Source organism: Candidatus Accumulibacter necessarius, from assembly GCF_036625085.1.
This window is the reverse complement of the sequence record NZ_JAZKUM010000008.1, coordinates 12,087-37,405: the sequence shown is the minus strand read 5'-3', so window position 1 is coordinate 37,405 and position 25,319 is coordinate 12,087. Positions and strand designations below refer to the sequence as shown.

Genomic DNA, 25,319 nt, shown 5'->3' with positions numbered 1-25,319 from the left:
TCAGGGCATAGACCTGGCCACAGACCGGCCGAGATACGAACCGCCGGCATCCGACCCGAGATGGTGCGCGACCGGGAAGGCCATGGCTTTCAGCATTGCCGACACATAAATCAGAACGCCCATGGTGACCGACAGCCACTCGCTGCCGGCAACCCGTGACACCCACCACGGAATCAGCAGATCGAGCACCCCGCCTGCCAGCAGACACCACCCGACAGCGGTATCTGCCGACAACGGCCATCGTCCGCACAAGCGCTTCCCGGCGGTTGCTCCGGAGGCAACGCCAAACAGAAAGACCGCGAGGACCAGGGCGAACGAATGCGGGACACCTTGATGGGCAAACGTGACGACCCGAACCCACAGGATCTCCTGGCTCAGGCTCAGGAAACCGATGAAGAATGCGAGACTCCAGCCGAGTCGCTTCATCGGGCCTGCCTCAGGCGCCAGAAACCGATGGCCACGACAGAAAAATTGAGTGCCGCTGCCAGGCTGATCGATTGATCGAGACGCATGACATGGAACAGCCCGAACACCGTACTCAGGGCGCCCAGCGCCGCACCCAGCGTATTGGCGCCGTAAAGATGGCCCGTGGCCATCCCGACGTTACCCCACTGCCGGACGGTATGGGCCACCAGGATCGGGAAGGTCGCCCCCATCAGCAGCGCCGGGCCAAGAACCAGCAGGAAGTTCACCGCGGCAATGACCGGCAGGGAAGCCAGGACAAAAGCATCGCCAATCCAGCGCATCAAAGCAAAACTTATCAGTCCGTACAGCCCGATCCCCGCCTCGCAGCCACAGAACATGGCCAGTGCCCTGGTCGGCAGCCGATCCGCCAACCAGCCCCCGCAGAGCGCACCGCCGCCAAGACCGAGCATGAACGCCGAGACCACGATGGTCACCGATTCGAGGTCAGAACCGAAAGCGGCAAAGAGCACTCGCTGCCAGCTGACCTGATAGACCAGGCTGGCAAAACCGGAAACGAAGAACAGGCCGGTCAGGACGCTGACCGGGGCGGTGTTGGCAGCAGTTTCTTGCATATCGGGTCCCGACTGGCGAGATCAAAGTCGATCCCGTTCTGGGTGATGCGTGCGGCGGGGCGCCAGGCCGGGCTGAAGAGGCTCAAGGCAGGATCCTCATCCGGATAGCGGATGCTGGCGGCATCGAGCAGCGAGTGAAAGACGTTGCTGGTGGCAATCGGAGAATCGCTACGCGATCTGGCGGCGGCCACCTTTTCCGGAAAGGCCTCTGCGTAACGAGCCGAAGGCCACCACAAGGCAGCCACACGAAAGTCATACTCGTTGTCACGCCCGTGACCCGCCTTGTCACACTCGCCGTCGAAGAGATTCTCGCCATGGTCGGCAATGTAGAACAACGTTGTCAGCGCGTCGACAGCCGACAGGTAGCCAATCACTTCGGCGAGGAAGAAATCCAGGTACAGCAAACTGTTGTCGTAGCTGTTGTTCAATTCCTCTTTCAGCGCCGGCTGGTGCAGGCTGGGGTTCCTCACACCTTTGAGCGAAGGCCTGAAAACGTCCAGCTCATCCGGGTAGCGATCGGCATAGTTGAAGTGCCCGCCAAGGGTATGCAGGACAACCAGCACCTTCTGCTCGTCACGTGCGAGGATTTCGGCCAGCGGCTTCAGCAGCGCGCCATCGAGGACACCGCCCGCCTGGTAGCCCAGCGGGTTGAGGAAGCGTACCTCGTGCGCCTCGGCAGCATGCAGCGCAATCGAGCTGTCGTGCGGACCGAGCGGGCTCTGCGTCGATAGCCAGTAGGTCCGGAAACCCGCTTCGCGGAAGGCCGAAATCAGGGAACGTTCCGGGAAGAACACCTTGTGGTCGACTGGCGACTTGCGCGTCAGCAGCAGTGGCACGGACATCCGCGTCGACGTCCAGGGAGAAAACGCATCCCTGAAACTGACCAGGCCCTCGATCGTCATCAGGCGAGGATTCGTCTCGCGGTGATAGGCATTCAACTGCCAACGATCCGGCCGCCCGGTTTCGCCAATCACCAGCACGTGCACCTCGCGCCCGGCGACGGATTCCTGTCGGGCATGAAAACGGAAGTCCTCGAGCCTTTCTTTCGCTGCATTCAGCGCCCGGCGCTGCTGCCAGATAGGCATGGAAGCGGCCGGGAACGCCGACCGGATAGACTGGCAGCAGGTAGCCGAAGATCTGCGCTCGAAAATCATTCGCCAGATTGTCGTTCGGATCGAGCAGAGATGCCCGGAGGTTCTCTATCGGCAGCGAACGTGGCGGTCCATCCAGGTCCACCAGTTCCGGCAGAGCCAGGGCAAGAGCACTCGCGCACAGCGCCCACCAGCGGGTGCGCCCCACCCAGGTGATTCGCCAGCGCCGCGCGCGCTGCAAGGCAAATACCGCCAGAGCGCCGCCCGCCAGGCTCAGCGCTGCGAGGCCGCCGGCGATCCCGGACAGGAAGGTGCTCGCTTCAGCGACATCGCTGTCGGCGATGACGCCGAGCAGATGGGTATCGCTGGGCCTGCCGAAATCCAGGATGTAGTAAGCCTCGAAGGGCGCGAGCGCCACCCACGGCAGCAGCAGCAGGACGCCGATCCAGAGTCTGCCGGCGACCGACAGCAACAGCCCGACGGTCGCCAGTGCCGGCAAAAGGATCTCAGCGACCAGTCCTTGGGCGGGCTATCCACCGCCAGCCAGGCCAGATTGGGCGAGATCGCCACGACCACGACAACGAACAGGGCCCCCCAGAAGAAAGCCCGCGAAGATGTTTCGAGGTTTTCCGTGCCAGCTCCGAGCACTCCCCTCACCTCCCGGCAAGGCATCGCACTAATGTGCGCATCAAGATCAGTACCGGCTGCGCTCAGACGAGCGCAGTCCTCTCGGCACCCGACAGGGCGCTGTCCCACATCCGGAAGTACACCTCCTCCAGCGAGCGAACGAAGCGCGGCATATCGAAGAGCGGGCAGCGGCTTCTCTGCTCGACCAGCTTCATCCGCAGCGCATGAAGACGATCTGGGGTGCGTGCGAGCGCCAGGGCCAATCGGTAGTACTCGTCGGTCGATCCGGCGATCAGCTCGTCGAGGCCTGCCGCGTGCAGCAGGCTGGCGCCAACGCGTCCCGGGAAAGTGTCGCCGAGCAGGGCGACCATCGGAACGCCCGCCCACAAGACATCGATACCCGTCGAATGCGAGTTGTACGGAAACGGGTCGAGCGCCAGATCCGCCAGTTGCAGGCGCGACAGATGATCTGCCTTTGACGCGACTCGCGGTGCGAAGATGACCCGTGCCGGATCGACGCCACGGGTCTCAGCTTCCTTCCGCAGGCGATCATGAGCCGTACCTCCAGGCTGGCTCAACCACAGACAGCTATCGCCTGTCTCCAGCAGCAGCCGACACCAGATGTCAAAAACCTGCGGGTTGAATTTGTAGCTGTTGTTGAAGGAACAGAAAACCAAGCCCTCCTCGGGCAGCCCGGCATCCCTGCGCCGTGGGGGAGCCGCCAGGGTGATCGTGCTGTCCGCCGGCAGATAGCAGTTCGGCAAGTGCGCCAGCGTCTCGGTATAGCAGTGCGCGTGCGACAAGGGCGTCACCACCGGGTCCCCCAGAAGATAGTCGGCCAGCTTCGGGTGACCGAGAGTCCCGGCATAGCCCAGCCAATTCACCTGCAGCGGCGCACAGCGCAGGGCCAGTGCCTCGGGCCGCCCGTCTGCAGTCCAGCCGTGGAGATCAATCAGGATATCGACCTCGTCGGCACGAATGCGCTCGGCCGTCTCGATCACGCTGATATCCCGCAGATCGACAAAATGATCGAAGGCAGCGCGCAAGCGCTGCCGTATGTCGCTCTGATCATCGACCCCCAGTGAATAGCCGAACACCTCGACCCGCGCGCGATCGTGCAACTCGATGACCTGCGGCATGATCTGGCCAACCGGATGGTTGCGGTAATCGGCCGACAGGTAGCCGATCCGTAGCCGCGAGCGTCGAGCGGGTTCTTCCTTGCGTGCGTCCAGGGCAGGGTCCGGTGCATCGAGAACGCTCGCCGGGATGTTGCAGCGCGCGTAGTTCGATGCAACGCTGCGCTGCTCTTCGGAAGTGATGCCAGGAAACGACAGGACGACAAAAGGATTATCGGTCAGCGAGCGATAGTCCGTGGTCAAGGACCTGAGGGTCAGCAGCCGCGCCTCCAGATCAGTCCAGTCACACCGCTTGAGGCTGGCGCAAAGCAGTTGGGACAAGAAGGCGGCGTTGGTGTGGTCATTTTTCCACAGCTCGTTGAAGCACGTCCAGGCTTCGTCGTTGCGATTGCTGTTGAGCAGTACATTGGCCAGCTGCTCGATCGCCTCGACATAATCACCCGGGTGACACTCAATGGCCTTGAGAAAGAATGGGACGGCCTCGTCCCACTTGTGCATGCGCGAGAGAGCGACGCCGTAGTTTTTCAGTACCTCGGGATCGCCGGGCTTGATCTCGATTGAACGAGCGAAGCACTTGATCGATTCATCCCAGCGCATCAGCGCCGACAGGACGATCCCGAGGTTGTTGAGCGCTTCCGGGTCATCGGGATGGCGCTCGAGCGAATAACGGATCACCGGCAGCGCGTCGTCGTAACGGCCCTGCCCGATCAAGGCGAAGCCAAGCGCCTTCAGGGCCAGCGGCTGCGTAGGCCGGGCGCCAAGAATGCGACGGGCCGCCGCTTCCACATCGGCGTGCCTGCCAGCCTCGACCAGGCGCATCAGCGCCAGGCAGTCCGCATCCAGCGGAACACGCCGGGCAACTGCCGCGTGCGACTTTTTCCGGGTTGTCTTCATTGTCACGACTGCCCGACGGCACGCATGAAGGCCACCTCCAGGGACAGGCTCGGGCGCACTTCCACCAGGACATGCCCGGCATGATGCAGGGCTTCGAGGCGCGCCCATAGCTCAGCGCGTGGCACTTCGCCAAGCCAGCGCCCCGAAAAATCCTCGCGCATCCCGGCCACCGCGACCTGGCCGAAGGTGCGCACCAGCACCATCTCCTGCTCACCCGTGAGTTCGGCCGGCGATCGAACCGCCCGCAACAGCCCTTCATGAATCAGCCCGAAGCGGTCGGCGAGTCTTTCGACGTCGTGCAGCACATGCGATGTCAGGAAAAGGGTCCCGCCGCCGCGCTTGTATTCGGAAAGGATATCGACCACATCCCGGCGACCAATCGGGTCAAGACCGGACAGCGGCTCGTCGAGAATCAGCAGGCGCGGATTGATGCACAGCGCCTGGGCAATGGCCACGCGCTGCGTCATGCCTTTCGAGAACGAACGGATCGCCTTTGTCGCTACCTGCGCCAGGCCAAGGCGCTCCAGCCAGGCCAGACAGTGGCTTTCCTCGGCAGTCACCCTGACCCGATGCAGCCGCAGGCTCATCGTGAGCAGTTCGAGTGGCGTCAGATAGTCGTAGAGATAGGGGTTCTCGGGAACATAGCCGAGGCCCAGGCGAGCACGCGGCTCCGTGACGGCTGTCCCGAATAGGCGGGCGCTTCCGCTCGTCGCCCCAATCAGGCCCATCAGGATCTTGATCGTCGTCGTCTTGCCGGCGCCGTTCGCGCCGATGAAGCCAAAGGCTTCGCCGGGCTCGACGGCCAGCGAAACGCCGCCAAGTGCAACGACCGCTGCCGACCGCCACCGCTTCCGGTAGTGTTTTTCAAGACCGTCAATGGCGATCGCGGGAACGCTCATTGCCCACCCGCAGCGACTGAATTCAGGATGGGCCAGCCGGCAGCATCGAGGCCGAAGCCAAAGCCCAGCGGGTCTTTCGGCACTTCGGCGATCAAACCAGCGCTCACCAGTTCCTCCAGCTTCTTCACAGCCCGGCCCTGCCTGGCCCGAAAAAGCGTCGCTGCGTCCTGCAGCGCCGCCAGGTCACGCAGGCGGTGTGCCCTGACCTGCAGGTAGTTGCGGAATGCCCCCGGCGGCGAGTTTGCCGCCATCGCGTCGACCATTGTCGCTGCATTGGCGGTCTGGTAACCCTTCTCGATCCAGATGGCGGCGAGATTCTGCAACGCCCACTCGTCCTGTTGATTGGTGACCCGCGGGACGCCCTTGAGCAGCCACTGGGCGCCTGTCGCCGGGTCCTTGCGAAAATGATAGAAGAGAAATCCATAATGGAACAGCGGGTACCAATCGAAAGTCCGCGCGTCCGAAGCCCGCCGCAGGACGTATTGTGCCGCATCGAGTTCGCCATTCCACGGCAGGATCGCCGCGCCAACGTAGTAATTGTCTTCATGCAAGGGGTTGAACCACGCAATATCGCGCTGCAGCTTTGCCTGCACCGCGTAGTCCTCGGCATTCATCCGGCCGGTATCGGCGACCAGCACGCGAAACCCCGCCAGATTGGCCGCCAGATAGCGATCCCCGCCGGCCATCAGGACCTGCGCAAAGCGCGGCAAGGATATCAGCAGTTCCGGCGCCGCCGTCGGGCGAGCCAGGGCGGACAGACGGTGCTGGGCATAGCCATAGACGAGCACCGACAGCGCACCCATGAACAGCGTCATGACGCTCAGCGAACGTCGCATCAGGAGAACTCCCGCCGCGAGAACAACAGGCTGGCAGCAACCATGAGCAGGACGATGTACGCGACCGCCATCGACACCGACCAGAACACCGTTTCGGCGCCGGGCGCCAACTGATACATCGACCACTCCCGCCAATCGAGGCGCGAGAGATCCGGCACCAACCAGCGGATCCGGTCAACAATCGGGCTGTAGCTGGCGAGCAATTCCTGGTCACCGTCGGCACCGCGCGCCAGGTAATCCATGGTCGCGCCAAGCGCCTTGCCGGCCACCGCAAAAGCGGCGCCCAGGGCGAGCGGCAACACTGAAACGGTGGACAGCGCGGCGATGCACAGGGCAAAAGCGGCCACCACGGCTGCGTCGAGGGCCAGGCCGGCGACGGTACTCCAGAAGGGCAGCCCCAGTGCCGGCGGAAACTCCCCACTGAAACCCCCTCCCACCACCATCACGGCCAGCAGTAAGAGCAATCCAAGTACCGTTGCCGCCAGCAGCGATAGGAGCAGCACGGCCGCAAAACGCCCGGCCAGAAAGGCAGCGCGCGAGACCGGATAGGCCAGTGAAAAGAGGATCACTCGGCGATCGATCTCGCGCGCGACCAGTTCCTGCACCCAGAACAGGTTGAGCAGAACGAGGGAAAAGCGGATCCCCGAGAAGCCGACATCGAGCGCGACGGTCTGCGGCTGCCGCGGCGAGAAGAAACCCGAAAGATAGGCGATACCGATCATCAGCATGCCAAGAAAAAAGACCGCGTGGAAACTTCTTCCGCGCAAGCCGGAACGTAGCCCGGAAAGGGCAAACTCAAGCATGATTACCCGTCAAAAAAAGGGGCGCAGCCTGCGGCGCGCCCGCTTTCACGTCAGAAGGTCGAAGGTCAGGAACTCGGGGCGGCAGCTTCCCCCAGTTGAGAGTCAGTCTGGGCGCAGGCACCGCCAGCAGCAACGGCAACACATTCCCCTTCGGCTTTGACAGCACCACCGGCCGTCGAACCGCCATAATACTTCTTGCCCTTGATCGATGCCGAACCCACCTTGAACAAGGTTGCATTCGTTTCGGTTCCATCCAGGAAGACATTCGCCGAACATTTTGGAGTGAACGCCGTCTTCACGAAATTGGTCCCGGAAGCAAATGAAGCGCCGTTTGTGGCACCGCCGCCGGTGCACACGGTAACGGCATTAGCCGACAGCGAGGTGACAGCGGAGATGGCAAGAACCGAAGCCATCACAACATTTTTCATACTGATATTGCTCATAAGAGTCTCCAGTCGAGAGGGTTAATTGGACGTCGAGTTCCCGATAGCGGCGGTCAGCAGGTTGCGCGCATCGGACTGAGCTGCCTTGTCTTCGCCCTTCTTGGTGTACTCGGTGAATTGCGGGATCGCGATGGCGGCCAGGATGCCAATGATCGCCACAACGATCATCAGCTCGATCAGCGTGAAACCTTTTTGCAGCTTCTTCATGGTGGTTGCTCCTTCCAGTGAATTAAACGGACAATCCGTTGAGTTAGATATAGCACTTTCCATGCCAGACTATTAACCGGGTGGAAAACGCCTTTTCCGGTCTTTGCGGCCGGGTATTACCCTCATTAGCGTCACCCGCCTGACAAAAAACGTCAGCCCACATGCCCTGGCTGTCAGCCTGACCCACGCTTCTTGCCCATAAGGCACGATGCCAAAACGGCACCGGAGCAAACCGCTGTCGTTCCATGGTGACGACCTGCCAGGGCTAGTGGTTGAAGCCGGCGCTGGTGGCAGCCGTCAGCAGGTTCCGCGCATCGCTCTGCGCCGCCTTGTCCTCGCCCTTCTTGATGTACTCCGAAAACTGCGGGACCGCGATGGCTGCCAGAATGCCGATGATCGCGACGACGATCATCAGCTCGATCAGCGTAAAACCTTTTTCCTGCTCGTTCATGCGATGTCAGTCCTTCCGGCCAATGTGATGGAACATCCTCCGCATCAATCAGCAATTTTCGTGCCATCGACCGAACCCATCCGGAGCATTCCTCATTGGCACGCGGCCAACAGACATCTGACCGAACAGCCCGGCTTACCTGACTCGTGGCCATGGTCCTTCCGCGGGTGGAGTTTCTACGCAACGATTCGCTGCCTGACGGCCTGTCGCCGTCCACATGACCAGCCTACTTGACACAGACCGCGCGCACCTGCTTCAGGTCGGTGATGCCAGACAGGATTTTCTCGATGCCGTCCATCTTCAGTGTACGCATGCCCTCGTTGAGCGCCGTGGCGAGCAGCTCAGCGACACGCGCCCGCTCCTGGATCTGCTGCTTGACCAGATCGGTGCCGCTCAGCAGTTCGTGCAGGCCGACACGCCCCCGGTAGCCACTGCCAGCACAGGCATCACAGCCGCGCGCCCGATAGAGTATGAACTTGCCGCCCCGAGCGTGCCTTGCCAGCCATTCCTGATGTACGCGCTCGGTAGCCGCCTGCGGGTCGGCCTGCCATGCCTGCGTATGCGCCATTTCGGCGCAATACTCGGAAAGCAGGTGTCGGATTTCGTCTGAAGTCGGCTGGTAAGCCTCCCTGCACGAGGTGCACAAGCGTCTGGCAAGCCGCTGGGCAAGAATGCCGAGCAGCGCGTCGGCAAAATTGAAGGGGTCCATGCCCATGTCGAGCAGGCGATTGATCGACTCGGGAGCGCTGTTGGTATGCAGGGTCGCAAAAACCAGGTGGCCGGTGAGTGAGGCTTCGATGCCGATCGACACGGTTTCCCGGTCGCGCATTTCACCGACCATGATCACGTCGGGGTCGGCGCGCAGGAAGGCGCGCATCACGGTAGCGAAGTCGAGCCCGGCCTTCTTGTTGACCTGCACCTGACGCAGGCCCTTCTGGGTGATTTCGACCGGGTCCTCGGCGGTCCAGATCTTGGTTTCCGGCCGGTTGATGTAGCTGAGAATGGAATGCAGGGTGGTCGTTTTCCCTGATCCGGTCGGGCCGCAGACGAAGAACAGCCCGTAGGGCTTGGCGATCAGGGCCTTCAGTCGCTCGAGGTTGTGCTCCGTCACACCGAGATCCGCAAGCGGGATGGGTTCGCCGGCGGCGAGGATGCGTAGGACGACGTCCTCCATGCCGCCGGCGGTCGGGATTGTCGCCACCCGCAGCTCGATGTCCAACGGCCCCCAACGGTTGAACTTGATCTTGCCATCCTGCGGCCGGCGTTTCTCCGAAATATCGAGATCGGCCATGATCTTGAGACGCGCAATCAGGGCACTTCGGTAGGATGGCGGAATTTCGATGTACGGCGCCAGGGCACCGTCGCGACGGAAGCGGATGACCGTCTTTTCCTTGCCAGGCCGTGGCTCGATGTGGATATCCGACGCGCCCTTCTGATAGGCCTCGACGATGATCTTGTTCACCAGGCGAACGAGTTCGTTGTCCGCCGCAGCACTGAGTACCTCGGCACTGCTGCCGGGCACATCGCTCGCTTCATCGTCGTCGAGTCCGAACAAGAGGTCGCCGACAGAATCCATTTTCGACAGGTCGCCGAAAAACTGGTTGATCAGTTGCAGGAAATCCCGGTGGGTTGTGACGCGATAGGCTATCCGGCTCTTCGGAAAGATGTTGTTGACCGTCCGCGAGCCCCTGATCCGCTCCGGGTCGATGGTCACGACGACCAGGCCGTCGGCGCTCTCCTCAACCGGCAGCCAATGATTTGCCTCTGCGTAATCCCGCTTGAGATGCTTCAACAGCGCCATCGGCCTGATGCGGTTCGGCAGGAAGGGCTCATAGGGAACAGCGAAGAACTTTGACAGCGCGGCACCGATCGCTGGCAGTTTGACGTGAAATTCCTCCATCAGCACTTCTTCGAGATCGATGTTCTTTCGCCGTGCCGAGCGCTGTGCCAGGTCCAGTTCGGCAGCCGAGAGGATGGCATCGCTGACCAGGGCATCGTATTTCGTTTTCAGCCCGGGGAGGGGTGCCTTCTGACGCTGCGCAAAAGCCACGGCCAGGGTCTGCGCCAGAGCCTGGATGCCCTCCTCGGCGACGGCCGGAAAGGGGGTATCCGACCGATTGTTGATCAGTTGTACAACGCCTAGCAGCTCGCTGTTCTGCTCGTTGACAATCGGTGCCACCAGCATCTGCCGGGAACGATAGCCGGTACGCTGGTCGATGTCCTTCAGGAAGCACAGGTGCGGGCTATGCTTCGCCAGTTCGAGATCATCGTAGACGTCACGGATGTTGACTGCCTTGCCGGACCCCGCGACATAACCGGCAATGCTTTGCTCGGAAATCGGCAGCTTGATGTCCTTGTGCGAAGCCAGCCCAGTCTTCAGCTTGGAGACGATGTTCTGCCGGTCGTCGCTGACAAGGTAGATGGTCAGGCGATCACAGTGAAAGAGCTCGCAGATATCCTCCGACATCTCGAGGATGATTTCGTCAGCATTGCTGGTGGCGTGGATCTTGTTGGTGACGCGCTGGAGATTCTTGAAGAAGCCCAAGCGCCGGCTCATGTCGCCCAGGTTGCTGTCGATTGGCCGGGTGCTTGCCATGGTCCTGATCAGAAGTCGAAGACCTGATTGTTGTACAGCCGGCGCGGCCTGAAATCGGCGGCGCAGGCCTCGATTTCGGACATTGTCAGCTCGATCTGGCTCGGCTTCAGATGACTGATGTAGATCTCGGCATCGACCTTCAGTTGCTTCAACTCCTCCGCCAGCAGGCTCGGGCACAGGTGCTTCGAGATCTCGGCAAGCCTCCGCTCAGAGTTCGGGAAAGCGGTTTCAATCAGCAGGTAGCGAAGATTCGCGATCCGATTGATCACCGGCCAGAAAGCGGAATTGATCGTCGTGTCGCCGGTAAAAACCAGACTGGCGGACCCCGAGTCGAGCTGATAACCAACGGCTGGCACCGTGTGTTCTGCAGGAAGCACCGTGATCGCTCGCTGACCCAGCCGAACCGACTGTCCCAGAGCGATTGTCCGGTACTGCATGAGCGCCTGCTCGCGGCTCGGTATGGCGCTGAAATCCGGCCAGATGGACCAGTTGAAAATGTGCCTGGCAATGATCTCAAGCGTCGCCGCCGTGGCATAAACGGTGACCGGTCTCGAACGCATGTCGCTGACCGAATCGATCAGCAAGGGCAACGACGCAATGTGGTCGAGATGGGAGTGGGTCAGGAAAACGTGGTCGATGGTTGCCAGTTCGGCAAGCGACAGGTCAGCGACACCCGTCCCCGCGTCGATCAGGATGTCATCATCGACGAGCATGGATGTGGTTCGCAGATGGCGCCCGCCAATGCCGCCGCTACAGCCCAGAATCCTGACTTTCATGCTGGCTCCACCGGATTTCGATGCTGTCCGCTGCTGCCCATTGTCGCCAGAGCCCAAGACCAATGACTGCCTCGCCTGACCAGAAGACGATTTCCCATCAGTTCTTCAGGAAGAATTCCATCTTCACGCCCGCAATCTCGATCACATCGTGGTTTTCCAGACGCCGCGCCTGAGCGTCAACAACCTGGCCATTCAACAGCGGGAAGCCCGATCCTTCGACGTGGGTAAGGAAGTAACCCTGTGGCCGCCGGGCAATCACCGCCACCTGACCACGCCTGCCGAGTGTCGTCAGCGTCTTGGTCAGTTGCAACTGGTGGCCGGCGTTGGAACCACTGAGCAACTGGATGGCTGCACCCGGCAGGGTGGGCGCCGTGGCACTACCCTGCGGCGTGCTGGCAGTCATTGCATCCCGGTCTCCGTAAACCACCTGCAGGGGTTCGGAGCGGAACGGCGTGCTCTTTTCGTACTCGGAAGTCTCACCCGAGGCAACGGCTTCGACAAGATACTTCATCTTGTACTTGCCAAACTCGATGACGTCGCCGTCCTTCAGGAAATGTTTCTTGATCGGCTGACCATTGACAAGGGTTCCGTTGGTGCTGTTCAAATCCTCCAGGAAGGAATCGTTGAGGATGGTCACCACCGCTGCATGCTCACCACTGATCGCCATATTGTCGATCTGGATGTCGTTGTGTGCCTTGCGGCCGATGCTCATGTGCTCCTTGCGCAGAGGGATTTCCTTGAGGACCAGACCATCCATGCTAAGTATCAGCTTTGCCATCGCCTTCTTCGTCCTTAATTGAGCCATGACCAGAGTTTGGACAAACCTCCTCCAGCGACCGGGAACTCACGCAATACTTTGACCACAACCACCGAGATATTGTCGTCACCGCCGTTGTCGTTGGCCATCTGAATCAGTTGCGTCGCGGAAAGCTCGAGGTTGGCGCCGAACGTTTCCAATGCCTCCTGAATCTCCGCCTCATCGACCATGTCGTAGAGACCATCAGAACACAGCAGATAGACATCGCCCGCCCGGACAGAGTAAACATGAATCTCCGGTTCAACCTTATCATCGACGCCGACCGCTCGCGTCACAAGGTTCCTGTTGAGCGAATAACGCGCCTCTTCCGCCGACATCAGGCCCTGGTCAATCTGCTCCTGCAAGAAGGAGTGATCATGCGTGATGGCCATGAACTCCTCGCCACGCAGACGGTACAACCGCGAGTCGCCAACGTGCGCGACAACCACTCGGTCATCACAAAAGACGGCCGCCACCAGCGTCGTGCCCATCCCGACGAACTTCGCGTCATCCTCTGCCGCATGATAGATCGCCGAGTTCACCGCCTCGATCTGCTCCGCCAGGCAACGACTGGCAAACGGCTGTCCGGTCATGCGGTCGGTTTCGTGCGCTGCGGTTGTCGCAAAGGCGGCTTCCAGCCGGCTTGCCAGGAGCGTCGTTGCCATTCTGCTGGCGACTTCTCCGGCGTTGTAGCCACCCATTCCGTCGGCCAGGATCGCCAGACCGTGACTGGCATCGGCAAACACCGAATCTTCATTCTTTGCCCGCACCAGTCCCGGATCGGTACGAACGACGATTTCCAGCGCCCCCTTGAGACGGTTGGTCTCCATCATCCTGCGCTCCCGACACCAGGCGTTCTGTCAACCTAGCCACCATAAGGCAATTCGACACCGAGTCCGCGCTCACGAGCCAGCGTTTCCAGGCGGGCGGCCAGTGCAAGATCCTGGACGGCCATGCCCTGCGACTCGAACAAGGTGATCTCCTCAGCCGTTGAGCGCCCTGGCTGTCGTCCACAGATCACGTCTCCGAGTTCGATCAGCTGACGAGCGTGCAAGCGGCCTTTTTCCAGCAACGGCAACAAGTCACCAGACTCATGCAGCGCCGTTTCGACACTGTCTACAACGATCGGCGAGCAGCGCTTCAGAACATCTTCGCCCAGTTCGCGGCGAATCAGTGAATTCGAGCCAGCGGCATTGATATGTGTTCCCGGCGACAGCCACTCAGCTGCAAACAGCGGCGTTGCCGAGGTCGTCACCGTGCTCACGATATCGCTGCCCCGTACTACGTCTTCCGGCGAAGTCGCCGGGATCACCTCGAGGGCGAGACGTTCGGACATTTTCTTGCAAAAGGCCGCCAAGCGCTCGGCGTGGCGCGCGTAGACCTTAACCCGCAGCAACGGACACACCGTCGCGAGCGCTTCGATATGCCCCTCCGCCTGCCAGCCGGCACCAAACACGCCCGCCACCTGCGCGTCCGGCCTGGCCAGCCAGCGCGTCGCCACTCCTGACGCAGCACCCGTACGCATCATACCCAGAAGATCGGCCTCAATTACCGCAAGCAGGTTGCCGCGCGACGCACGATAAAGGTGAACCAGGAAGCGCACACCGGATCGATTGCTGGTGTAGGCCTTGTAACCAATCACGTCGAACTGCGGCAAAGCCCCCTGCAGGATATGGAGCGTCGTCTGCGGCAGGCGTGTACGTTGCCTGGGCACGTCACAGGCCAACCCTGACGAGAGTGCACGGTGCGCAGACTCGACCGCCTCGAGCGCCATCGGCATGCTCAACAGTTGCTTAACGTCTTCTTCACGAAGGAACAGTGACATCTTTTCCTCAAACCGCTAATGACACGACCAGCACGCACTTTTCGCCACCAGCCTGGCACGAGTCGAGACAATACTATTTTCGACGATTCTACCGGCAAATGGCACAGGAGAAAGTTCACAGTTGATACTTCACAGGCGGCGGACACAAGGCGATGCCCCCTCCATCATCCTCACCCACACCCGGACATGCAGTTTCGGATCCATCGGTTCATTGACCTCGCTGTCGTTGTGGCACCGTATCAAGCAGCGACAGCAGACGCGGGATCACGCCCATGCTCGGGCGCACCAAACAAAAAAGCCCTGCCTAGGCAGGGCTTTCGGTATCGCTATACGATTACTTGGTGCCGATGAGTTCGATATCGACACGACGGTCGGGCTGCAGGCACTCGATAACCGACTTGGTCGGCTTCTTGCCAGGGCACTGACCAGGCTTGGTCACCGGATTCTTTTCGCCCTTGCCTTCGGTGTAGACACGGTTGGCATCGATACCCTTGCTGACCACGTAGGTCTTGACTGCCGCGGCGCGCCGCTCGGACAACTTCTGGTTGTAGGCATCGGAACCAAAGTGGTCGGTATGACCAACGGCAATGATCACTTCAAGCTTGATCGCCTTGGCCTTGGCAACCACTTCGTCCAGCTTCTTCTTGCCTTCCGGACGCAGCGTCGCCTTGTCGAAGTCGAACAGCGCGTCGGCGGCGACGGTGATCTTGTCACCCGCGGGCTTGGCGCCCGGCAAGGCAGCGCCCTTGGGCGCTGGCGGCTCGCAGACTTCCTTCGGCAGCAGATCCTTGTCGCATTTGCAGCCAGCCGGGTCGTTGGCGGCAGCGGCCGGGGTCCAGAAACCGGTGCGCCAGCAGAGGCCGGCGCCGCTCATTACGACTTCACCGCGTTGGTCGATCACGTACACACGATTCAAAGGAATTGAAGTCTGTGCCTGAGCAAGCGAGGCGCCGCCGCCGAAGGTGGCGGCGGCGAGCAAGGCCATCATGGAGTTTTTTGCAGTTCTGTTCATCTAGGTTTCCCTCGTTAGTTGAAGCCTGCGGGAGTGATCCGCATGGCCTGTTATGCCTCGTTGTTGACTGAACTCATCACGGACGAATTTTATTTTGCCACAAGAGGGCCAGTTTTATCAATCCGGTTTCGTTGTTTTCAATCAGTTGCCCGTTCTCGACTCGCATCCGGCCTGCCACCCACACCGCAGAAACATGCTCACGGCCTACCGCGTAGGCCAGATGGGAAACGGGATCGTAGCAAGGAGCAAGCGCAAGATCGTTGAGTCTGACGGCACAGAGGTCGGCCGCCTTGCCCGGGGTCAGGGAGCCGATGCTCGCCTCGAGACCGAGCGCGCGAGCGCCGCCAAGAGTCGCCATGTGCAATACGCGATGCGCGTTGATGGCGTCGGCGCGGCCGGCTTCCTCCTTGGCCAGCAGCGCGGCCAGGCGCATTTCCTGAAAGAGGTCGAGCCGGTTGTTGCTGGCCGCCCCGTCGGTGCCCAGGCCGATATTGACTCCGCTCGCCGACAACTGCGTGATGGGGGCTATGCCGCTGGCCAGCTTGAGATTGGAACTGGGACAATGGGCAACCGAACAGCCGTGCTGCGCCAGCATTTCGATTTCGGCCGCGCTGAGGTGAACTGCATGCACAGCGATCAGCGCCGGACTGAGCAGACCGAGGCGGCGAAGGCGTTCAATCGGGCGCACCGCGAAACGCTGCAGGCTGTCGTCGATTTCCTGGGCAGTTTCATGCAAATGGAGATGAATCGGCAGTTCGATCTGCTCGGCGAGCGTCAGCACGCGGGCAAAGCTCCGCTCACTGACGGTGTAGGGCGCATGCGGGGCGAGGCAGAAAGACAACAGCGGTTCATCCAGCAGTTGGTCGCGAACCGCCAGGCCCTTGGCAAGATAGTCGTCGGCGTCGGCTGCATAGTTGCTCGGAAAATCGACCGTGATCAGGCCGATTGCGGCCCGGATTCCCGAAGCCAGCACGGCGTCCGCTGCGGCCTTGGGAAAGAAATACATGTCGTTGAAACACGTGATGCCGCCCCGCAGCATCTCGGCGCAGGCAAGCAGGGTTCCGTCATGGACAAACTGCGCGGAAACGTGCTGCGCCTCAGCCGGCCAGACGTGATGGTGAAGCCACTGCATCAGCGGCAGATCATCGGCAAGACCACGCAGCAAGGTCATCGCCGCGTGGGTGTGCAGATTCACCAGCCCTGGAATCAGCACGTGCTGGTCCAGACACTTGCGGCTGAGCGGTGAAAAACGGCCAGCCAACTCGCTCTGTGGCAGGAGGTCGATGATCCGGCCGTGATTGACCACCAGCGCATGGTTCTCGAGAACGACGCCAGGCGGGTCCACAGGAACCATCCAGCGCGCCTCGATGACCAGATCGACTGCCGGCACTGCGGTGTTCATTCCAAAGACATATCTAGGAGCCCAAAAAAACCCCGCCAAAGCGGGGTTTTCTGACGCATTGCGCCGGAATTACTTGGTGCCGATGAGTTCGATATCGACACGACGGTCGGGCTGCAGGCACTGGATAACCGCCTTGGTCGCCTTCTTGCCCGGGCACTGATCAGGCTTGGTGACCGGATTCTTCGGACCCTTGCCTTCCGTGTAAATACGGTTGGCATCGACTCCCTTGCTCACCAGGTAGCTCTTCACCGCGGCAGCGCGCCGATCGGAGAGCTTCATGTTGTAAGCCACGGAACCGAAACGGTCGGTGTGACCGACGGCGAGGATCACTTCCAGCTTGATCTGCTTGGACTTGGCGGCCACTTCGTCGAGCTTCTTCTTGCCTTCCGGACGCAGTACCGCCTTGTCGAAGTCGAACAGCGCATCGGCAGCGATGGTGATCTTGTCACCCGTGGGCTTGGCGCCCGGTACGGCAGCAGCCCTGGGTGCTGGCGGCTCGCAAACTTCCTTCGGCAGCAGATCCTTGTCGCATTTGCAGCCAGCCGGGTCCTTGGCAGCAGCGGCCGGGGTCCAGAAACCGGTACGCCAGCAAAGGCCGGTGCCGCTCAGCACGACTTCACCACGTTGGTCGATCACGTAGACGCGATCAGCAGCGGTCTGGGCTTGCGCAGCGCCAGCGGCTGCAAACAGGCCGATAGAGGCCAGCAGGGTAGTAATGATTTTCGATTTCAAGATGTTCCTCCTCGATTAATCTCTGTTAGGTCCGAATGCGTGTAACGCGATGCGATTTTTGCGCAGTCGGGAGATTTAAGCATACAAACTTGATTTCCTTCAAGCATCGACCTCGCATTGTGTCGCTTTTATACAACGAACAGCCCTCGCCAGCGGTGAGATTGCTGCAACTGGTGCCCCACCTGTACTGGGGTGGCAACAGGAAGCCCAGCGCCGGAGCGCTGCGCCTGCCTGTGCGTGCGACAATCATCGCTGCGGCAGCGCAGACTGCTGAGTGGAAAAGGAGAGGACCATGCACGCAATGAGTCTGGAGTCGATCGCTGCCATCCTGCGCGAGGCGGAGGAGATTGTCGTTTTCTCGGGAGCTGGGCTTTCGGCCGACAGCGGCATTCCCACTTTCCGCGATGGGGCGACCGGCCTGTGGAACAACGTCGACCCTGACGAGGTTGCCAGCATTGCGGGATTCCTGCGCAATCCGCAGCGCGCCTGGAACTGGTTGCTGCAGTTGAAAACCCTGGTTGATGAGCGGCGCCCGAATGCCGGGCATCAGGCGATCGCGCGGCTGGAGGAAATCTGCCCGGCACAGAGGATGACCGTCATTACCCAGAACATCGACGGCTATCACGAGCGTGCCGGCAATGAACACGTCCTCGAGGTACACGGCACCATCCACCGGGTACGCTGCCACCGACACTGTGGCTTTGTCGCCGCCTGGGATCAAAGCGCCATCAATCCTTATGCCTGTCCCGCTTGCGGGGCGCCGGTGCGGCCCGACCTGGTGATGTTCGGTGAGATGCTTGATGAAGAGGTCTTTGCCGCTGCCGAAATACGCAGCCTCGGTGCCGACGTGTTCTTCTGTGTCGGCACCTCTTTTACCGTGCAGCCCGCCGCCCGCCTGCCGGTATGGGCAAAGCGTGCCGGCGCGGTGGTTGTGGAAGTCAATCCGCACCCGACGCCCTTCTCGGACGCCGCCGATTTTTCGATCCGCAACGGTGCCTCGCAGTTCTTCGCCGCGCTGTGCACGAAGCTCGACATGAAAAACCCGACATGAAAGACGCCTGAACCAATCGCCAGGCTTATCCGATGAGGCGATCAATGGCGCCGGGGCGAAGGACTGATCGGCTATAATGCCGCCCTTTCGCTGCCTCGCCCCGCCCGGCCTGTGCAGCCCAGACCACTTCAGCAGTCGAGTCGCGAGTCGCATTCCTTGTCATTGCCGCTTCCCCATCTGCCAGTAGCCAAAGGCGGTGAAAAGCTTTCGTTTCCCTCGTTCGCGGGTTCCGCCGACGCGCTCGTGATCGCCCACGCGGCGTCACGAAGCAGTGCTGACGCCAAGCAGCAGATGCTCACTGTACTCACCGCCAGCGCGGGTGATGCCCACCGTCTGCTGCAGGAAATCCCCTGGTTCGCCGCGAATTTGCGCGTACGCCTGCTCCCGGACTGGGAGACCCTGCCCTATGACAGTTTTTCACCACACCACGACCTCGTTTCCGAGCGACTGGCAACGCTCTATGCTGTCATGCGGGGAGAGTGCGATGTGCTGCTGGTACCCGCCAGCACTGCGGTTTACCGTCTGGCACCGCCGGCCTATCTGGCCGCCTACACCTTCTTCCTCAAGCAGGGCGAGAAGCTCGATGCGGGCCAGTTCCGCGCCCAGGTGACGCTGGCAGGCTATGCGCATGTGACGCAAGTCGTCGCCCCTGGAGAGTACTCCATCCGCGGGGGCCTGGTCGACCTCTTCCCAATGGGCTCGCAACTGCCTTACCGACTCGACCTCTTTGACAACGAAATCGAGAGCATCAAGACCTTCGACGTCGACAACCAGCGCACGCTCTATCCAGTGCCTGAGGTTCGGCTGCTGCCAGCGCGCGAGTTTCCGCTCGACGACCAGGGAAGGGCGCGCTTCCGTCAGCGCTTCCGCGAAATGTTCGAGGGTGACCCGGGGCGCTCGGGAATCTACAAGGACGTTTCGAACGGCATTCCCGCCGCCGGGATCGAGTACTGGCTACCGCTTTTTTTCGAGGAAACGGCCACCCTATTTGACTATTTGCCCAGCGCCACCCTGCTTTGCCTCCACGGCAACGTGCCGGAAGCGATTCGTACCTTCTGGCGCGAGGCGCAGTCACGCTACACGATGCTGTCGGGCGAGCGCTCGCGGCCGCTACTGCCACCGGCCGAACTCTTTCTGGCCGAGGAACCTTTCTTCATCGCTGCCAAGGCCTATGCCAGAGTGAGCCTGACGGCGAGCAATGAGGGCCCGGTGCGCAGCCTGCCGTCTCTGGCCGTTGACCGCCGCGCCGAAAACCCGCTTTGCCGCCTGCAAGCCTTTCTCGATGGATTCCCAGGCCGTGTCCTGCTGCTCGCAGAAAGCGCCGGGCGCCGCGAAACACTGTCCGCACTGCTCTCGGAATACGGACTGAAACCACTGGCGAGCGCGAGTTTTGCCGACTTCATGGCCAGCGACAGCCGGCTCTCGCTGGCGGTTGGCCCCCTTTACGACGGCTTCCTGCTCGATCAACTGGCGATCATCACGGAAGCTGAACTCTACGCCGATAGCCCGTCGCGGCGCACGCGCCACGTGGCCCAGCGGCGAACGTCGGCTGACAACTGGCTGCGCGACCTCAGCGAACTGAAGGTGGCTTCGCCGGTGGTGCATGAGCAGCATGGCATCGGACGCTACCAGGGCCTGATCCATCTTGATCTTGGCGAAGGTGAGATGGAGTTCCTCGAACTGCACTACGCCGGCGACGCCAGGCTGTACGTGCCCGTGTCACAGTTACATGTCATCTCGCGCTACTCTGGAGCCGATCCGGACAGTGCGCCCCTGCACACGCTCGGCTCGCAACAATGGGAAAAGGCCAAGCGTCGTGCCGCCCTGCAGGCGCGCGACACAGCAGCTGAACTGCTCGCCCTGTACGCCATGCGCGCCGCTCGGCAAGGCCACGCCTGCGAGTTCAAGGCGCATGACTATGACGCGTTTGCTGATGGTTTCGGTTTTGAGGAAACGCAGGATCAGGCAACAGCCATCGCCGCGGTGATCGAAGACATGAAATCGGGCCGACCGATGGACCGCCTGGTGTGCGGCGACGTCGGTTTCGGCAAGACGGAAGTCGCCTTGCGCGCCGCTTTCTGCGCCGTTGCCGGTGGCCGACAGGTCGCCGTCCTGTGCCCGACGACGCTGCTCTGCGAACAGCATTTCCAGACCTTCAGCGACCGCTTCGCCGAATTGCCGGTCAGGATTGCCGAACTCTCACGCTTCAAGACCGCCGGCGAGGCGACGCAGGCGCTCAAGGAACTGGCCGACGGCAGACTCGACATCGTCATCGGGACGCACAAGCTGTTGCAGAAGGATGTCCATTTCAGCCGTCTCGGTCTGGTGGTGATCGACGAGGAACACCGCTTTGGCGTCCGCCAGAAGGAAGCACTGAAGGCGCTGCGCGCCGAGGTCGACGTGCTGACGCTGACGGCGACGCCTATCCCTCGCACGCTCGCCATGTCGCTCGAAGGGCTGCGTGACTTTTCGGTCATCGCCACCGCGCCACGGAAGCGCCTGGCGATCAAGACCTTCGTCAGCAGGTTCTCGGACGGCATCATCCGTGAAGCGCTGCTGCGCGAATTCAAGCGCGGCGGCCAGGTCTACTTCCTCCACAACGAGGTCGACACCATCGAGAACATGCGTGACAGGCTCGGCAAGCTACTGCCCGAAGCACGTATCCTCGTCGGCCACGGGCAGATGAAGGAGCGCGATCTGGAGCGCGTGATGCGCGATTTCACGCAACAACGAGCCAATCTGCTGCTGTGTACGACGATCATCGAAACCGGCATCGATAACCCGCACGCCAATACGATCGTCATCAACCGCGCCGAGAAATTTGGTCTCGCCCAGTTGCATCAGCTCCGCGGTCGGGTTGGCCGCTCGCACCACCAGGCCTACGCCTACCTGCTCACGCACGACGAGACGGCACTCAACAAGCAGGCCCGGCAGAGACTTGAGGCGATCCAGATGATGGATGAGCTCGGCGCCGGTTTCTACCTTGCCATGCACGATCTCGAAATTCGGGGTGCCGGCGAAGTGCTCGGTGCCAGCCAATCGGGCGAGATGCAGGAGGTCGGCTTCAACCTGTTTACCGAGATGCTGAAGCGCGCCGTTGCGGCGCTCAGGCAGGGCAAGGAACCAGACCTGACGCAACCGCTGGCCGTCACCACCGAAATCAAGCTGCACACCCCGGCCCTGCTCCCCGACGATTACGCACCAGACGTCCACGAAAGGCTGACGCTTTACAAACGCCTGGCCGACTGCGGGCAGGCGAACGAGCTTGCCGATCTGCAGGAAGAACTGGTCGATCGCTTTGGCGACCTACCGCCACAAGCGCGGGCTCTGCTCGACAGCCACCGGCTGCGGCTGCTCTGCAAACCTCTCGGAATCAGCAAACTCGACGCCAACACCGAACAGATTGCGCTGCAGTTCGACACCAATCCGCCGATCGACCCGATGCGGATCATCGATCTGATCCAGAAGGACCGCAACTTCCGCCTGGCGGGAGCAGACAGACTGGTCCTCAAACGCCACTGCGCGACGCTTGCCGACCGGGTCGCTGCGGTTAAAGACATCATTCATCAACTGACTCGCCAGGCCAAACCATGACCACCCTCGACATCGACAATATCAACGTCAGCGCCTTCGACCCCATGCCTTCGCCCGAGGAAATCCTCGCCCGGGTGCCGCTGTCGCCGAGCGCCGCCGACCTCGTCATGCGCGGCCGTGAGGTCCTGCGTCACATCCTCGACCGCAGCGATGAGCGACTGTTCATCGTGGTTGGCCCGTGCTCGATCCACGACCCGGTGGCCGCGCTCGACTATGCCAAACGTCTGAAGGCTCTGGCTGACGAGGTCAGCCAGACGCTCTACCTGGTGATGCGGGTCTATTTCGAAAAGCCGAGGACGACGACCGGCTGGAAGGGGTACATCAATGATCCGGACATGGACGATTCCTTCCGGGTTGATCAGGGCATGTACAAGGCGCGCGCATTCCTGCTGCAGCTCGCCGAACTCGGCCTGGCTGCCGGTACCGAGGCGCTCGACCCGATCTCGCCGCAGTATCTCGGCGATCTGATCTCCTGGACGGCAATCGGCGCGCGCACGACCGAATCGCAGACACATCGGGAGATATCGTCCGGCTTGTCTACCCCGGTCGGCTTCAAGAACGGCACCAACGGCGACGTCGGCATCGCCGTCAACGCCATCCTCTCTGCCTCACGGCCGCATAGTTTCCTCGGCATCAATGGCCAGGGGCGCACCTCGATCGTGCGTACCCGTGGCAACCGCTACGGGCACCTCGTTCTGCGCGGCGGCGATGGCCGGCCGAACTACGACACGGTCAGCGTACAGATGGCCGAACAGGCACTGCGCAAGGCCGGCCTGCCGACCAATATCGTGGTCGACTGCTCGCACGCCAACAGCTACAAGAAACACGAGTGGCAGCCGCTGGTCATGGCCGACGTGGTCAATCAGGTCCGCCTCGGAAACCAGTCTCTGGTCGGCATGATGATCGAGTCCAATATCGTTGCCGGCAACCAGTCAATCCCGGAAGATCTCTCGCAGCTCAGGTACGGTTGCTCGGTGACCGACGCCTGCGTTGACTGGGAGACCACCGAGACGATGATACGAGACGCTGCCCGGCTACTGCGCGAGGTCCTGCCCGGTCGCGGCCGCTGACCAGCACGGGGCCCTGCCCAGGCGGTGGAACGGCTGCCAGGGGACTTGGCAAGCAGGCTGTGTGCCCGCGCCTCCGACGCTCGCGCAATGGGCCGTGGTTAGGGTCATGGATGCCGCCCAGCACAGTATTGCTCGAAGGCGTCGACAGCCTTTTTGACCGAAACGAAGAAATCCCGCCGGCCGATCTCCTCGGAAAGTCCAACCCTGGCCAGTTCTTCAAGGAAAGGCCGCGGGGCGTCGGCAATCTTGACGTCAACGCCGTCCTCGGCAAGTTCCCGATGCAGTTCCGCGAAGCGCTGCGCGGCGGTCACGTCCATGTCATGGATAGCCTGGGCGTCGATGATCAGCCACCTGACTGGCGGATCGGCTTCGTCCACCAGCGTCCGGATACGCGTCATTACATGCCGTGCATTGGCAAAGTTCAGCGGTGCGTAGAGCCGATAGACGAGCAGACCTGGCACGCTCTCGGCCTCGTCCTCATCACGGCAATCGTGGAACTTCCCGTCGCTGACAAGCCGCCGGAGAATCGCATCGCCGGGACGCGAGATCTCGACCAGCACCGAAATCAGCGACAGCAGCAAGCCAAGAATGATCCCCGGCACCACGCCGGCAATCAGGATCGCCAGGGTGACGCCAAGGGCAATCCCGAACTCGACCCGATCGATCTTGTAGAGACCCGCCAACGACGCCACTTCCAGCATTCCGATAGCGGTGACGATCAGGATCGCACCCAGGGCAACCTTCGGCAGCAACGCGATCAGGCCAGTGAGAAAGAACAGGAACAACAGCAGGCCCAGAGCCAGAACCAGTTGGGCCACCTGCGACACGCCGCCAACCGAATCGACGATCGAGGTGCGCGACTGGCTGGCCGAAACCGGAAAGCCCTGCCAGACCCCGGCCAGTATGTTCGCCGAGCCCAGCGCAACCAGTTCACGGTTCGGACGCACTTCGTAGCCATTCTTTTCGGCAAAGGTCTGTGCCAAAAGGATGCCATCCGAAAAAGCCAGGAAGGCGATCGCCACGGCGGCCGGCGCAAGGGCTGCGATATCGGCCCAGCGGAACGACGGAATCGTCAGAGACGGGATCCCCGAGGGGACAGTGCCGACCAGTGCTATCCCGTAGCTGCCCAAGTCGAAAGCGAAGGTCGCGACGATCGCTACTGCGCAGACCGCCAGTGCACCCGGTATGTGCGGCAACCAGCGCGCCAGTCCGACCAGCAGCCCAACCAGCAGCACCCCGAGCACGAAGGTCGGCACCTGCGTCTGCGGCAGCTTCTCGATCACCGTGAACACCACTTCAAAGAACTCCTCGCCCTCGGTCTTGATGCCGAACATCTTGCCGAGTTGCGTTGCGATCAGAACCAGAGACGCGCCATTGAGATAACCGATCAGCACCGGGCGCGACAGCAGGTCGGCTATGACGCCCAGCTTAAGGCGCGCAGCGAGCAGCAGCACGACTCCCGACAGGATGCTGAGGACCGCTGCCAGAACGACGATCCGCGCCGGATCACCACCCGACAGCGGCAGGATCGCCGAACCGGCCAGCAGGCCGATGGCGGCATCGGGGCCGGCGATGACGTGACGTGAACTGGAAAACAGGGCGTAGCCGATGGCCGCCGCCAGCGCTGCGTAAAGACCGGCAATCGCCGGCAGATGCACCAGTTCGGCGTAGGCGATGACCGACGGAATCGACACGATACAGGCAGAAAGGCCAGCGATCGAGTCCTTGCTCAGCCATGCCAGTCGGTATTCCTTGAGAGTGGTGACCAGTGGCACGCCAGACTGCAGGTACTTGAAAAACAGCGCAGTTCTCATGTGTGAAGCTCCGGACAAAAAGCAGCAGACCGGCAATATACCCTGATCTGCCGGAAATTCAGCAAGTGTTCACCGATGGCTTGGTCAGATCGTCGTGTTCGAATATCGCTTGCCGCCGATTGATGCCAGAGTATTCAAACCTGCTGCAAATCGACACGAGTGCCATCCTGCTGGGAATGCCTTCGAAAGCTGTTGTCTCGCGCAAGCATGAGCGCCCATTGGCAGGA

At 61.5% G+C, this 25,319-nt stretch carries 22 protein-coding genes; 3 read left to right on the top strand and 19 right to left on the bottom strand.

The genetic code is table 11. The features are described from left to right. From V5B44_RS19870 to V5B44_RS19785, 18 genes are all read right to left on the bottom strand, one after another. Complete coding sequence (locus tag V5B44_RS19870) at positions 1-426, bottom strand: hypothetical protein (RefSeq protein ID WP_332360817.1); 426 nt, start codon at positions 424-426, stop codon at positions 1-3. After that, complete coding sequence (locus V5B44_RS19865; RefSeq protein WP_332360816.1) at positions 423-1,037, bottom strand: hypothetical protein; 615 nt, start codon at positions 1,035-1,037, stop codon at positions 423-425. The genes V5B44_RS19870 and V5B44_RS19865 overlap by 4 nt, the downstream gene beginning before the upstream one ends. After that, positions 995-2,122: a phosphoethanolamine transferase gene (locus V5B44_RS19860; RefSeq protein WP_332360815.1), complete on the bottom strand. Its 1,128-nt coding sequence runs from the start codon at positions 2,120-2,122 to the stop codon at positions 995-997. The genes V5B44_RS19865 and V5B44_RS19860 overlap by 43 nt, the downstream gene beginning before the upstream one ends. Before the next feature lie 716 nt (positions 2,123-2,838). Beyond that, on the bottom strand, positions 2,839-4,785 hold the full coding sequence (locus V5B44_RS19855; protein ID WP_332360814.1) for a tetratricopeptide repeat protein: 1,947 nt from the start codon (positions 4,783-4,785) through the stop codon (positions 2,839-2,841). Between the two features lie 2 nt (positions 4,786-4,787). Beyond that, positions 4,788-5,684 (bottom strand): ABC transporter ATP-binding protein, encoded by an 897-nt coding sequence (locus V5B44_RS19850; protein WP_332360813.1) that lies wholly within the window; start codon positions 5,682-5,684, stop codon positions 4,788-4,790. Continuing rightward, positions 5,681-6,520 (bottom strand): hypothetical protein, encoded by an 840-nt coding sequence (locus V5B44_RS19845; protein WP_332360812.1) that lies wholly within the window; start codon positions 6,518-6,520, stop codon positions 5,681-5,683. The genes V5B44_RS19850 and V5B44_RS19845 overlap by 4 nt, the downstream gene beginning before the upstream one ends. Continuing rightward, complete coding sequence (locus V5B44_RS19840) at positions 6,520-7,323, bottom strand: hypothetical protein (RefSeq protein WP_332360811.1); 804 nt, start codon at positions 7,321-7,323, stop codon at positions 6,520-6,522. The genes V5B44_RS19845 and V5B44_RS19840 overlap by 1 nt, the downstream gene beginning before the upstream one ends. Positions 7,324-7,388: 65 nt before the next feature. Next, positions 7,389-7,766 carry a hypothetical protein gene (locus tag V5B44_RS19835; protein WP_332360810.1) on the bottom strand — a complete coding sequence of 126 codons (378 nt, stop codon included), beginning with the start codon at positions 7,764-7,766 and terminating at the stop codon, positions 7,389-7,391. A 21-nt stretch (positions 7,767-7,787) separates the two neighbouring features. Further along, positions 7,788-7,973 (bottom strand): prepilin-type N-terminal cleavage/methylation domain-containing protein, encoded by a 186-nt coding sequence (locus V5B44_RS19830; protein ID WP_332360809.1) that lies wholly within the window; start codon positions 7,971-7,973, stop codon positions 7,788-7,790. 265 nt (positions 7,974-8,238) lie between these two features. Continuing rightward, on the bottom strand, positions 8,239-8,424 hold the full coding sequence (locus V5B44_RS19825; protein ID WP_332360808.1) for a type IV pilin protein: 186 nt from the start codon (positions 8,422-8,424) through the stop codon (positions 8,239-8,241). A gap of 226 nt (positions 8,425-8,650) precedes the next feature. Then, entirely contained in the window at positions 8,651-11,020 is a 2,370-nt protein-coding gene (locus tag V5B44_RS19820) for a GspE/PulE family protein (protein WP_332360807.1), read from the bottom strand. An 8-nt stretch (positions 11,021-11,028) separates the two neighbouring features. Next, positions 11,029-11,796, bottom strand: coding sequence for a 3',5'-cyclic-nucleotide phosphodiesterase (locus V5B44_RS19815; RefSeq protein ID WP_332360806.1), 768 nt, complete (start codon positions 11,794-11,796; stop codon positions 11,029-11,031). Between the two features lie 97 nt (positions 11,797-11,893). Next, positions 11,894-12,574: an FHA domain-containing protein gene (locus V5B44_RS19810; protein ID WP_332360805.1), complete on the bottom strand. Its 681-nt coding sequence runs from the start codon at positions 12,572-12,574 to the stop codon at positions 11,894-11,896. A gap of 14 nt (positions 12,575-12,588) precedes the next feature. Beyond that, entirely contained in the window at positions 12,589-13,425 is an 837-nt protein-coding gene (locus V5B44_RS19805; RefSeq protein ID WP_332360804.1) for a Stp1/IreP family PP2C-type Ser/Thr phosphatase, read from the bottom strand. 32 nt (positions 13,426-13,457) lie between these two features. Then, on the bottom strand, positions 13,458-14,417 hold the full coding sequence (locus V5B44_RS19800) for an ornithine cyclodeaminase family protein (protein WP_332360803.1): 960 nt from the start codon (positions 14,415-14,417) through the stop codon (positions 13,458-13,460). 334 nt (positions 14,418-14,751) lie between these two features. Continuing rightward, on the bottom strand, positions 14,752-15,429 hold the full coding sequence (locus V5B44_RS19795; RefSeq protein WP_332360802.1) for an OmpA family protein: 678 nt from the start codon (positions 15,427-15,429) through the stop codon (positions 14,752-14,754). Between the two features lie 76 nt (positions 15,430-15,505). Next, positions 15,506-16,831, bottom strand: coding sequence for a TRZ/ATZ family hydrolase (locus V5B44_RS19790; RefSeq protein WP_332360801.1), 1,326 nt, complete (start codon positions 16,829-16,831; stop codon positions 15,506-15,508). 69 nt (positions 16,832-16,900) lie between these two features. Beyond that, positions 16,901-17,563 (bottom strand): OmpA family protein, encoded by a 663-nt coding sequence (locus tag V5B44_RS19785; RefSeq protein WP_332360800.1) that lies wholly within the window; start codon positions 17,561-17,563, stop codon positions 16,901-16,903. 292 nt (positions 17,564-17,855) lie between these two features. On the opposite strand from V5B44_RS19785, the gene V5B44_RS19780 reads away from it, so the two are divergent. From V5B44_RS19780 to V5B44_RS19770, 3 genes are all read left to right on the top strand, one after another. Continuing rightward, on the top strand, positions 17,856-18,614 hold the full coding sequence (locus V5B44_RS19780; RefSeq protein ID WP_332360799.1) for an SIR2 family NAD-dependent protein deacylase: 759 nt from the start codon (positions 17,856-17,858) through the stop codon (positions 18,612-18,614). 156 nt (positions 18,615-18,770) lie between these two features. Beyond that, a complete protein-coding gene (gene mfd, locus V5B44_RS19775; protein WP_434735493.1) occupies positions 18,771-22,208 on the top strand; it encodes a transcription-repair coupling factor in 3,438 nt (1,145 codons plus the stop codon). Continuing rightward, on the top strand, positions 22,205-23,278 hold the full coding sequence (locus tag V5B44_RS19770) for a 3-deoxy-7-phosphoheptulonate synthase (protein ID WP_332360798.1): 1,074 nt from the start codon (positions 22,205-22,207) through the stop codon (positions 23,276-23,278). Before mfd ends, V5B44_RS19770 begins: the two co-directional genes overlap by 4 nt. 104 nt (positions 23,279-23,382) lie before the next feature. Here the strand turns inward: V5B44_RS19770 and V5B44_RS19765 are convergent, their stop codons facing one another. Continuing rightward, positions 23,383-25,092 (bottom strand): SulP family inorganic anion transporter, encoded by a 1,710-nt coding sequence (locus tag V5B44_RS19765; RefSeq protein ID WP_332360797.1) that lies wholly within the window; start codon positions 25,090-25,092, stop codon positions 23,383-23,385. Positions 25,093-25,319 lie beyond the last annotated feature (227 nt).

Coding starts and splice junctions, on each gene's coding strand:
- V5B44_RS19810 (WP_332360805.1), bottom strand. CDS start 12,574: ATGGCAAAGCTGATACTTAGCATGGATGGTCTGGTCCTCAAGGAAATC.
- V5B44_RS19805 (WP_332360804.1), bottom strand. CDS start 13,425: ATGATGGAGACCAACCGTCTCAAGGGGGCGCTGGAAATCGTCGTTCGT.
- V5B44_RS19800 (WP_332360803.1), bottom strand. CDS start 14,417: ATGTCACTGTTCCTTCGTGAAGAAGACGTTAAGCAACTGTTGAGCATG.
- V5B44_RS19870 (WP_332360817.1), bottom strand. CDS start 426: ATGAAGCGACTCGGCTGGAGTCTCGCATTCTTCATCGGTTTCCTGAGC.
- V5B44_RS19765 (WP_332360797.1), bottom strand. CDS start 25,092: ATGAGAACTGCGCTGTTTTTCAAGTACCTGCAGTCTGGCGTGCCACTG.
- V5B44_RS19840 (WP_332360811.1), bottom strand. CDS start 7,323: ATGCTTGAGTTTGCCCTTTCCGGGCTACGTTCCGGCTTGCGCGGAAGA.
- V5B44_RS19865 (WP_332360816.1), bottom strand. CDS start 1,037: ATGCAAGAAACTGCTGCCAACACCGCCCCGGTCAGCGTCCTGACCGGC.
- V5B44_RS19790 (WP_332360801.1), bottom strand. CDS start 16,831: ATGAACACCGCAGTGCCGGCAGTCGATCTGGTCATCGAGGCGCGCTGG.
- V5B44_RS19780 (WP_332360799.1), top strand. CDS start 17,856: ATGCACGCAATGAGTCTGGAGTCGATCGCTGCCATCCTGCGCGAGGCG.
- V5B44_RS19835 (WP_332360810.1), bottom strand. CDS start 7,766: ATGAGCAATATCAGTATGAAAAATGTTGTGATGGCTTCGGTTCTTGCC.
- V5B44_RS19795 (WP_332360802.1), bottom strand. CDS start 15,429: ATGAACAGAACTGCAAAAAACTCCATGATGGCCTTGCTCGCCGCCGCC.
- V5B44_RS19825 (WP_332360808.1), bottom strand. CDS start 8,424: ATGAACGAGCAGGAAAAAGGTTTTACGCTGATCGAGCTGATGATCGTC.
- V5B44_RS19815 (WP_332360806.1), bottom strand. CDS start 11,796: ATGAAAGTCAGGATTCTGGGCTGTAGCGGCGGCATTGGCGGGCGCCAT.
- V5B44_RS19850 (WP_332360813.1), bottom strand. CDS start 5,684: ATGAGCGTTCCCGCGATCGCCATTGACGGTCTTGAAAAACACTACCGG.
- V5B44_RS19770 (WP_332360798.1), top strand. CDS start 22,205: ATGACCACCCTCGACATCGACAATATCAACGTCAGCGCCTTCGACCCC.
- V5B44_RS19845 (WP_332360812.1), bottom strand. CDS start 6,520: ATGCGACGTTCGCTGAGCGTCATGACGCTGTTCATGGGTGCGCTGTCG.
- V5B44_RS19820 (WP_332360807.1), bottom strand. CDS start 11,020: ATGGCAAGCACCCGGCCAATCGACAGCAACCTGGGCGACATGAGCCGG.
- V5B44_RS19855 (WP_332360814.1), bottom strand. CDS start 4,785: ATGAAGACAACCCGGAAAAAGTCGCACGCGGCAGTTGCCCGGCGTGTT.
- V5B44_RS19830 (WP_332360809.1), bottom strand. CDS start 7,973: ATGAAGAAGCTGCAAAAAGGTTTCACGCTGATCGAGCTGATGATCGTT.
- V5B44_RS19860 (WP_332360815.1), bottom strand. CDS start 2,122: ATGCCTATCTGGCAGCAGCGCCGGGCGCTGAATGCAGCGAAAGAAAGG.